Source organism: Blastococcus sp. SYSU DS0552 (genome assembly GCF_054050815.1).
The window spans coordinates 1-2483 of record NZ_JBJHAB010000044.1 but is presented as its reverse complement, the minus strand read 5'-3'; the positions used below and the strand labels follow the sequence as shown (position 1 = coordinate 2483).

At 75.4% G+C, this 2483-nt stretch carries 2 protein-coding genes and 1 riboswitch; of the genes, one reads left to right on the top strand and one right to left on the bottom strand.

Translation table 11 applies throughout. The features are described from left to right. Positions 1–146 precede the first annotated feature (146 nt). Positions 147–1253, bottom strand: coding sequence for a ScyD/ScyE family protein (locus tag ACI8AG_RS20455; protein ID WP_456598493.1), 1107 nt, complete (start codon positions 1251–1253; stop codon positions 147–149). A 441-nt stretch (positions 1254–1694) separates the two neighbouring features. Continuing rightward, a riboswitch (cyclic di-AMP (ydaO/yuaA leader) is annotated at positions 1695–1851 on the top strand. Positions 1852–1865: 14 nt separating this feature from the next. On the opposite strand from ACI8AG_RS20455, the gene ACI8AG_RS20450 reads away from it, so the two are divergent. Beyond that, positions 1866–2390 carry a C40 family peptidase gene (locus ACI8AG_RS20450; protein ID WP_456598492.1) on the top strand — a complete coding sequence of 175 codons (525 nt, stop codon included), beginning with the start codon at positions 1866–1868 and terminating at the stop codon, positions 2388–2390. The last annotated feature ends 93 nt before the right edge of the window (positions 2391–2483 follow it).

Sequence of the window (2483 nt, the reverse complement as noted above, 5' to 3'; positions counted from 1 at the left end):
CCCCCCCCCCCCCCCCCCCCCCCCCCCCCCCCCCCCCCCCCCCCCCCCCCCCCCCCCCCCCCCCCCCCCCCCCCCCCCCCCCCCCCCCCCCCCCCCCCCCCCCCCCCCCCCCCCCCCCCCCCCCACCGCCGTCCTCGCAGGATCGATCAGGGCTGCAGGCCCGTGAACGCGCCCGAGCCGATGCGCTGCACCTCACCGGCGCCGGGCATGCCCAGGAAGCCGGCCACGCTCCACGCCGAGGCGTACAGCTTGCCGTGCGTCCACTCCAGCCCGGTGGGCATGGTCACCTGCGCGGTGGCCCGCTCGCCGGAGGGCGAGATGCGGGTGACCTCGCCGATCGCGGAGGGGTCGAAGTCCTCCGCCGGCGGGCCCTCGGGGAAGCCCTCGAGGACGTTGGACGCGTAGACGGTGCCGTGCGGGTCGACGGCGACGCCGGTGACCCCCGTCAGCCCGCCGATCACGTCCACCTGGTTGCCGTGCCGGTCCAGCACGTAGACCCGCCCCGCACCGGGCGCCTCCGCGCCCAGCGTGCCCACGTAGATGAGACCGTTCGGACCCTCGGTGATCTCGGTCGGGACCGAGTCGCACCCCACGGTGCCGGGGTTGTTCTCGGCCTCCGCGCACTCGGGGGTGTCGGTGACCGTTGGCGGCACGAAGAACGTGCTGATCTTCCCGCTGCGCAGGTCGATGGAGAGGACGGCGTTGGCGCCGGCGTCGCTGACCAGCAGCCGGTTGGGCTGGGCGAGCACCGCGAACGGGTTGGACAGCGTCTCGATCGGCACCTGCTCGCCGTCGACCTCCATGAACTGCTGCTGGCCGTCGGGGTTGTGGTCCAGCTCGTACTGGAGGAGGTCCCACGTGCGCAGGATCTGGCCGTTCGGCTTGGCCTCGACGACCACCTGGCTGGGTGTGCCGGGCGGCACGGGGGGAGCCCCCTCCTCCGCCGGCGGGGCTTCGCCCACCGCGACGAAGAGGCCGCCGTACTTGTAGTCGACACCCTGCGCGTTGCCCAGGCCGCTGAGCAGCGTCCGGACCCGCCCGTCGCGCAGGTCCACCGAGGACACCTCGCCGGAGTCGGCCTCGGCCACCACGAGCTGGTGGCCCTTGAACTCGCTGAGCTGACGCGGTCCGTCCAGCCCCGCCGCCACGGTGACGATGTCGTCCTCGCCGCCGTCCGCCAGTGCCGTCGCCGGTGACACCGCCACCAGCGCCAGCGCCGCGGCCGCTCCCACGGCCGCCCTGCTTCGCTTCATCCTGCTCCCCTTGCGTCGGAATCCCCCGTGGACGCACGGGAAGCTGCCAGGCGCCCCCCACGGAGAAGTGAACCGTCGACGTCCTGTTCTCCCGCTCCCTGTGCGCCGTTGCTCGGTGTAGTGACTCCACCCCCGACCGCGCCGCCGTGGCGCGTCGCCCCCTGCACACGGCGGGCACAGCGCAGCGCGGAGCGTGCGGACCCGCCGCGACGGAGGAAGTAAGCATGCGCTGACGATCGGTGACCGGCGACGCCGCGCCCCGCGCCGTCGTCCGCACGTCCCCGGTGGTCGGCTCGCGAGTCGCAGTCGCATCGACCGGCCCGAGCACCACGCGGACGGCGGATGGGCGCGCGTCGGGTGGGTTTGTGACCTTCTCGTGACCGACCTAGCGTCGTCGCCGGTCCGCCGGGACCCCGCCGTCACCACCTCCGGTGACAACCCGGACGGACACCGCCGAACCGGGCATCGGATCCGACCGCTGCCCGGACCGGGGACCCACCGCAGCACTGGGGTGAAGCGTGGCCGCGAGCCGGTCGCGCCGGGCGAGTTCCCCGCCCGAACCCGTCAGCTAACCCGGTAGGCGGTCGATGGAGAACAGGAGAACCGTCGTCCATGACGACCACGCGCACGTCCACCACCCGCCGCTCCGTCCGCGGCGCGGCGCTCGCCCTCTTCACCGGCGCGGGCATCGCCCTCACCCCGTTCGCGGCCACCGCCTCCACCGGTGACGGGGGTGGCGGCGGCGGTACGACGACCGTCGTCACCACGCCCGTCGCGGCGCCCACCCACGCCGCGCAGGTCGCCGTCGACACGGCCCTGGCGCAGCAGGGCAAGCCCTACGTCTGGGGCGGCACCGGCCCCGGCGGCTACGACTGCTCCGGCCTGACCTGGTCGGCCTACCAGGCCGCGGGCGTGGAGATCCCCCGGACCTCGCGGGCGCAGTCGACCGCGGGCGTCTACGTGGACCGGGCCCACCTGCAGCCCGGTGACCTGATCTTCTTCTACGACCCGGTCGGCCACGTCGGCATGTACATCGGCGACGGGCTGATGGTGCACTCCTCCACCTACGGCAACCCGGTGGCGGTCGTGCCGGTGGACTCGATGTGGGGCTACAACACCGCGCGTCGCGTCGTCTGATCCGGCGCTCTCCCCGGGGGGGGGGGGGGGGGGGGGGGGGGGGGGGGGGGGGGGGGGGGGGGGGGGGGGGGGGGGGGGGGGGGGGGTGGGGGG